Here is a 7785-nt window from a genome sequence, read left to right as displayed (position 1 = left end):
GCGCCGTACTTGAAGGCCTTGACCATGCCGCCGAAGCGCTTCTCCACCTCGTCCCGGCCGTAGCCCGCCAGCTCGAAGGCCTTGAACATGATCTCGGGCTTGTGGTTGCGGATGGCACCCGACACCAGTTCATAGCCGTTGCAGGCAAGGTCGTACTGGAAGCCGAGCACTTTCAGGGGGTCGCCGGAAAGCGCCTCCATTCCCCCCTGCGGCATCGAGAAGGGGTTGTGGGAAAAGTCGATCTTGCCCTCGTCGTCCCGTTCGTACATCGGGAAGTCGACGATCCAGGCGAACTTGAAGACGCCCTCCTCGACCAGTCCCAGCTCGCGCCCGATCTCCATCCGCGCCCGGCCCGCGACCGGCTCGAACTGCTCCGGCTTGCCGGCGACGAAGAAGACGGCGTCACCGACACCAAGGCCAAGTTCCACCCGCAGCGCCTCGGTCGCCTCCGCACCCAGCGCCTTGGCGATGGGGCCGGCGGCCTCGGTCGTGCCGTCCTCGGCCTTCCGCCAGAAGATATAGCCCATCCCCGGCAGCCCTTCCTTCTGGGCAAAGGCATTCATCCGGTCGGCGAACTTGCGGCTGCCGCCCTTCGGCGCCGGGATGGCGCGGACCTGCGTCCCCTCCTGCTCCAGAAGTTTCGCGAAGATGGCGAAGCCCGATCCCCGGAAGTGGTCGGAGACGACTTGCATCCGGATCGGGTTCCTCAGGTCCGGCTTGTCGGTGCCGTACCAGAGCGCGCTGTCGGCGTAGGAGATCAGCGGCCAGTCCGGGTCCACCTTGCGACCCTGGCCGAACTCCTCGAAGACACCCTGGATCACCGGCTGGACGGCCGAGAAAACATCGGCTTGCGTGACGAAGCTCATCTCGACGTCGAGCTGGTAGAAATCGGTGGGCGAGCGGTCGGCGCGCGGGTCCTCGTCGCGGAAGCAGGGCGCGATCTGGAAGTAGCGGTCGAAACCCGCCACCATGATCAGCTGCTTGAACTGCTGCGGCGCCTGCGGCAGCGCGTAGAACTTGCCCGGATGCAGCCGCGACGGCACCAGGAAGTCGCGCGCGCCCTCGGGGGAGGAGGCCGTGATGATCGGCGTCTGGAACTCGGTGAAGCCCCGCGCCCACATCCGGTCGCGCAAGCTCTTCACGACGCGCGCGCGCAGCATCATGTTGCGGTGCAGGCTGTCGCGGCGCAGGTCGAGGAAACGGTAGGCAAGCCGCGTCTCCTCCGGGTAGTCGGGCTCGCCGAAGACCGGCAGCGGCAGTTCCTCGGCCGGGCCCAGCACCTCCAGGTCGGTCACATAGACCTCGATCTCGCCGGTCGGGATCTTCGCGTTCACAAGGCTCGCGTCGCGCGCCTTCACCCGGCCGTCGACGCGGACCACCGTCTCGGCCTTCAGCTTCTCGATGGCGGCGAAGGCCGGGCTGTCGCTGTCGGCCAGCACCTGCGTCATGCCGTAGTGGTCGCGCAGGTCGATGAAGAGCACGCCGCCGTGGTCGCGCACGCGGTGCACCCAGCCCGCCAGCCGCACGGTCTGGCCCGCGTGGGACGAGTTCAGGTCGGCGCAGGTATGGCTGCGGTAGGCGTGCATGATGCTCCCCTTTCAGAAGGGCGAAATCCGGGTCCGCGCCGATACACAGCTTCGGACGCGCGAAGTCAAGGCGGAGCAAGGCGGCGGCCGCGTCGGCAATTGTCCCCCAAGCCGCCACATTCCCGCCAGATTGGCGGGCGAGAAGCCAATTCATGGACATTGCCCGGACCCGACACATGGACATTGCCCGCGCCTTGGCCCCTTACGCCCTGACGCCGTCCCGCGACCGGGCCTTTGCGCTTGCCATGCTCGGCTTCTGGGCCCTCGTCACCACCTGGCAGCAATGGGGCCGCTGGGCCGAGGATCTCTCGGCCGTCTACATGGCCGGCTGGCTCTGGCACAGCGGACAGGGGGCGCTCATCTACGACGCGCCACCGGCCTTCTTCGGCGGCGCGGCCGAAAGCTGGCTCCCGGCGATGCAGGCGCTCGGCATCGCCGGGCAGACGACCTATGCCTATGTCTATCCGCCGCTCTGGGCGGTGCTTGCCGCGCCGCTCGCCGGACTTCTTTCGCCCCAGGGCTTCCTCGACCTCGCGGCCGCGGTGCAGATCCCGATGCTCGCGGCCTCGGCCTGGCTCGCCGGGCGGATTCTCAAGCCCGCCGCCATGCCCTGGTGGGTCTGGTCGGCGATCGGACTCGTGATCCTCAACCTCTCCATCCAGTCGCATCTCGCGATCTGGCAGAACCAGCCGACGATCACCGTGGGCTTCCTGACGCTCCTCGCCTTCGAGCGGCTGGGCGCGGACCGTCCCGTTGCGGCCGGGGTCGCCCTCGCCCTCGCCGCCGCGATCAAGCTGACGCCCGCCGCCTTCGTGCTCGTCTTCCTCCTCGATGGCCAGCGGCGGGCCGTTCTGGCCTTCGCGCTCGCCGGGGCGGCACTCGGGCTCCTCTCGATCGCGCTCGCCGGCTGGCCCGCGCATCAGGCCTTCCTCGCAAGCCTCGCCCTCGTGAAAGGCGTGGCCTTCCTGACCGCCGTCAACACCTCGCTCTTCACCGCCGCCGTGGCGCTCGGCTCGACGCTTGGCCATCTGCCCATGCCGCCCGTCCGCGATCCGCTCATCGTCTACCAGCAGGGCATTCCCCTCTGGCTCTCGCCTGCGATCACGCTCCTCGCGCTGGCCCTCCTCGCCGCCTTCGCCCGCGTGCTGCGGCCGCTCTCCGGAACGCTCCGCCGCGGGCTCGGCCTGATCGCCGTCTCGATCATCGTCGCGCTTCTCGGGCCGCTCGGCTGGCTCCACTACTACCTGGTGCCGCTCCTGCTGCTGCCCGGCTTTCTCGCGCTGTTGCCGCTGCGGCAGGCCGCGTTCCTGGCCGCGTTCGTGGGCCTGCCGTCCCTCAGCTTCGTCTTCCCCGCGATCACCGTCCTGCCCTGGCCGATCGCCGACTATACCTGGATCATGTGCGCCGCCTGGGCCGCGGTCCTCGCCGGGATCTTCGCCGCCGCGCGCCGCGCACGGGCCTGATTCCGCCATCGGGACTTGCGCCCGGGGCGGTCTTGTCTATAACCCCCGACAATTTGCCAGACGGGGGCCGGGCCATGCCGAAGAGAACCGACATCAGGTCGATCATGATCATCGGCGCGGGCCCCATCGTCATCGGCCAGGCCTGCGAGTTCGACTACTCCGGCGCCCAGGCCTGCAAGGCGCTGCGCGAGGAAGGCTACCGCGTCATCCTGGTGAACTCCAACCCGGCCACGATCATGACCGATCCCGGCATGGCCGACGCCACCTACATCGAGCCGATCACCCCCGAGATCGTCGCCAAGATCATCGAGAAGGAACGCCCCGACGCTCTCCTGCCGACGATGGGCGGACAGACCGGCCTCAACACCTCGCTGGCGCTCGCCGACATGGGGGTGTTGGAAAAGTTCAAGGTCGAGCTCATCGGCGCCAATCGACAGGCCATCGAAATGGCAGAAGATCGCAAGCTCTTCCGCGAGGCGATGGACCGGATCGGGCTCGAGAATCCCAAGGCGACCATCGTCGCCGCGCCGAAGAAGCCGAACGGCAAGCATGACATCAATGCCGGCGTGGCCGAGGCGATGGCCGCCCTCGACGAGATCGGCCTGCCCGCGATCATCCGCCCCGCCTTCACCCTCGGCGGCACCGGCGGCGGCGTCGCCTATAACCGCGACGACTACGAGGCCATCGTGCGCTCCGGCCTCGACGCCTCGCCGGTCGCGCAGGTGCTGATCGACGAGAGCCTGCTGGGCTGGAAGGAATACGAGATGGAGGTGGTCCGCGACCGCGCGGACAACGCGATCATCGTCTGCTCCATCGAGAACGTCGATCCGATGGGGGTGCACACCGGCGATTCGATCACCGTGGCCCCGGCGCTGACGCTCACGGACAAGGAATACCAGATCATGCGCAACGGCAGCATTGCCGTCCTGCGCGAGATCGGGGTGGAGACCGGCGGGTCGAACGTCCAGTGGGCGATCAACCCGAAGGACGGCCGCATGGTCGTCATCGAGATGAACCCGCGCGTCTCCCGCTCCTCCGCGCTCGCCTCCAAGGCCACGGGCTTTCCCATCGCCAAGATCGCGGCGAAGCTTGCTGTCGGCTACACGCTCGACGAGCTGGACAACGACATCACCAAGGTCACGCCGGCGAGCTTCGAGCCGACCATCGACTATGTCGTGACCAAGATCCCGCGCTTCGCCTTCGAGAAGTTCCCCGGCGCCAAGGCGGAGCTGACCACCGCGATGAAATCCGTGGGCGAGGCCATGGCCATCGGCCGCACCATCCACGAATCGCTGCAGAAGGCGCTCGCCAGCCTCGAGACCGGCCTGACCGGCTTCGACGAGATCGCCATTCCCGGCGCCCCGGAGAAGGCCGCCGTCATCAAGGCCATCTCGCGCCAGACGCCCGACCGGCTCAGGCTCATTGCCCAGACCATGCGGCACGGGCTGACGGACGAGGAGATCCAGCACGCCACCGCCTTCGACCCCTGGTTCCTCGCCCGCATCCGCGAGATCGTCGACGAGGAGGCGGTGATCCGCAAGGACGGCCTGCCGGTGACCGAGGCGGGCCTGCGCCGGCTCAAGATGATGGGCTTCACCGATGCCCGTCTCGCCCAGCTCACCGGCCGCGACGAGGGCCAGGTCCGCCGCGCCCGCGTCCGGCTCGGCGTCACCGCCGTCTTCAAGCGCATCGACACCTGCGGCGCCGAGTTCGAGGCGCAGACGCCCTACATGTATTCCACCTACGAGGTCCCGGCGATGGGCGACGTGGAATGCGAGGCGCGGCCGACGACCGCCAGGAAGGTCGTCATCCTCGGCGGCGGCCCGAACCGCATCGGCCAGGGGATCGAGTTCGACTACTGCTGCTGCCACGCCTGCTTCGCGCTGACCGACGCGGGCTATGAAACCATCATGATCAACTGCAACCCCGAGACGGTCTCGACCGACTACGACACCTCCGACCGGCTCTATTTCGAACCGCTGACGCTGGAGCATGTCCTCGAAATCCTCCGCGTGGAGCAGGAGAACGGCACCCTCCACGGCGTCATCGTCCAGTTCGGCGGCCAGACGCCGCTGAAACTCGCCAATGCCTTGGAGGCCGAGGGCATCCCGATCCTCGGCACCACGCCCGACGCCATCGACCTCGCCGAGGACCGCGAGCGCTTCCAGAAGCTCCTTCACGACCTTGGGCTCAAGCAGCCGGTCAACGGCATCGCCTCCTCGGCCGAACAGGCCATCGAGATCGCGGAACGCGTCGGCTTCCCGCTGGTGATCCGCCCCTCCTACGTCCTCGGTGGCCGCGCGATGGAGATCGTGCGCGACATGGACCAGCTCCGCCGCTACATCACCACCGCCGTCGATGTCTCCGGCAAGAACCCGGTGCTTCTCGACAGCTACCTTTCCGGCGCCATCGAGGTCGACGTGGACGCGCTCTCGGACGGCGCGAACGTCCATGTCGCCGGCATCATGGAGCATATCGAGGAGGCGGGGGTGCATTCTGGCGACAGCGCCTGTTGCCTGCCGCCGCATTCGCTTTCCCCCGAGACCGTGGAGGAGCTGAAGCGCCAGACCGTCGCCATGGCCCTCGCCCTCAGGGTCAAGGGGCTGATGAACGTCCAGTTCGCGATCAAGGACGGCGAGATCTACGTGCTCGAGGTCAACCCCCGCGCCAGCCGCACCGTGCCCTTCGTCGCCAAGGCCACCGACAGCGCCATCGCCTCCATCGCCGCCCGGCTGATGGCCGGCGAGCCGCTCGCCACCTTCCCGATGCGCGAACCCTACCCCGCCGGCGTCGGCCCCGACACGCCGCTCCCCTATGCCGATCCGATGACGCTCGCCAACCCGATCACGCCCTGGTTCAGCGTGAAGGAGGCGGTGATGCCCTTCGCCCGCTTCCCCGGCGTCGACACGATCCTCGGGCCGGAAATGCGTTCGACCGGCGAGGTCATGGGCTGGGACCGCACCTTCCCGCTCGCCTTCCTCAAGGCCGAGATGGGCGCCGGCACCCACCTGCCCGAGGCGGGCCGCGTCTTCATCTCGATCAAGGACATGGACAAGACGCCCGAGATGGCCGAGGCCGCCCGCGACCTCGTGTCCCTCGGCTTCGAGATCGTGGCGACCCGCGGCACCGCCGCCTTCCTCGCCCGGCACGGGGTGGAGGCCGAGACCGTGAACAAGGTCTACGAGGGCCGGCAGGAGGGCAAGCTCCACATCGTCGACCGCCTGAAGAACGGCGAGATCGCGCTCCTCTTCAACACCACCGAGGGCACCCAGGCCGTGGACGACAGCCGCTCCATCCGCGCCGTCGCGCTCTACGACAAGATCGCCTACTTCACCACCGCCGCCGGGGCGATTGCCGCGGTGCAGGCGATGAAGGCAAGGGGCGAGGGCATCGGGGTGCGGACGTTGCAGGGTTGACCGCGACCCCGGCCCTGCCGGGGTCAAAACACTCCAGTGGAGCGTTTTGAGGGGTCAACGGGCGCGCACGCTTGCGCGCCCCGGCGGTTCTATCTCGGATTTCAGGTTCACAAAGCACAACGGCGGTGATATGCTCACCGCCGTTGGCTAGGTACGTTTTGGCCCACGCTAGGCCGTCATTCCCTGCACAGGAATGGCGGCCTTTTACTTAGCCCGCGCCGTGTCCGTGAGCGTGACATCGGCTGGGGCGACCAACAAGATCATCATTCACCTCCTTTCGTGTCGCCAGAATACGGCTCGCGAGGCCGTGCCGCAAGGAGAAAACGTCAACGTGACATGTGACGTTTTTCATTTGCGCAAATGCACGGCCTGCGCTACGTTGCCGACAATGGAAGACAGTGGCGCGGTGAGAAAAATGGAGCCAATTGAACGACTTAAGGCTGAGCGCCGCGAGCTTATTGCGCGCCTTTCGAAGATCGAGGCTGTCATTGGTCAGCATGAGGCCCTGCAGCGGCAAGTTGAAGAGTTGCTGTCGGGAGAGCACTATCAGTCGCCGAAGCCTAACAGGCCAGCATCAAAATCTAGCGATCAAGGCGAATCGCCCGAGCGTCGAGTTACGGCAGATGTCGCCGAATTTGAACGCGCAGTTCGTGAAATTCTTCTGGTTGCCCAAGGACCCATGGACCGGAACGAACTTTACAAGGTTTGTATTGAGCGGGGTGTGCAAATCGGCGGTAAAGAGCCCCTGAATACGCTTGCGTCACGTATGTCGCGGATGAACGGGGTCAGTAATATCCGTGGCAAGGGCTACTTCCTAACTGAAAGGATGGAGGAAATGCTCAAGCCTGATGCGTCGCAGACGCTTTCACCATCAGTTGGGTTGCCAGATCCGTCGCGTGCCAATGAATGTCAGCCGGGTAGCGCACCGGGTGCGGAAATGCCTCAAATTACTGTTAGCATGAGCGATTTTCGCAGCCCGTAAATCAGTAAGTTCGGCGTTACGCTCAGCTCCCCGCCCGATTTGTCCCGCGACAAATCGGGCCGCGCCTGCCTGCCCCCGGCAGGCGCGTTACCGCGCGCCCCTGCCCGCCCGATGCGGGCGGGCGTTCGACCGGTAAACGGTCCACCGGAGCGTTTCTGATCCGGTCTCACCCCAGGCAGCCGCGTCCCGATTTCCGAACCCACGGCGCCGGCGGCCACCCCCTTGCCACCTCCTTGCAGGTCCGGGCAAACGGACGCCCGCGACCGTCCACCGGACGCCCGCCTTCACGATCCTTCGGGTGGCCCTCCAGCCCCCACACATAGACCCGAAGTGTGAAC

Annotated in this window: 4 protein-coding genes; 3 read left to right on the top strand and 1 reads right to left on the bottom strand. The window is 66.9% G+C overall.

Annotation, left to right across the window (positions count from 1 at the left end):
• Positions 1–1586 (bottom strand): aspartate--tRNA ligase (aspS, locus tag F9K34_RS15320; RefSeq protein ID WP_291337991.1); only part of this gene is annotated, 1586 nt, incomplete at its 3' end.
• Between the two features lie 176 nt (positions 1587–1762).
• Here aspS and F9K34_RS15315 point away from each other — a divergent pair.
• The 3 genes from F9K34_RS15315 to F9K34_RS15305 all read left to right on the top strand — a co-directional run bounded on the left by F9K34_RS15315 (position 1763) and on the right by F9K34_RS15305 (position 7447).
• A complete protein-coding gene (locus tag F9K34_RS15315; protein ID WP_291337990.1) occupies positions 1763–3049 on the top strand; it encodes a glycosyltransferase family 87 protein in 1287 nt (428 codons plus the stop codon).
• A 74-nt stretch (positions 3050–3123) separates the two neighbouring features.
• Entirely contained in the window at positions 3124–6465 is a 3342-nt protein-coding gene (gene carB / locus F9K34_RS15310; RefSeq protein ID WP_291337989.1) for a carbamoyl-phosphate synthase large subunit, read from the top strand.
• A gap of 226 nt (positions 6466–6691) precedes the next feature.
• Positions 6692–7447 carry a hypothetical protein gene (locus tag F9K34_RS15305; RefSeq protein ID WP_291337988.1) on the top strand — a complete coding sequence of 252 codons (756 nt, stop codon included), beginning with the start codon at positions 6692–6694 and terminating at the stop codon, positions 7445–7447.
• Positions 7448–7785 lie beyond the last annotated feature (338 nt).

The organism is Albidovulum sp. (assembly GCF_008933605.1).
GTDB lineage: Bacteria > Pseudomonadota > Alphaproteobacteria > Rhodobacterales > Rhodobacteraceae > Albidovulum.
The sequence above is the reverse complement of the archived record's forward strand: the minus strand, read 5'-3'. Positions and strand labels throughout refer to the sequence as shown.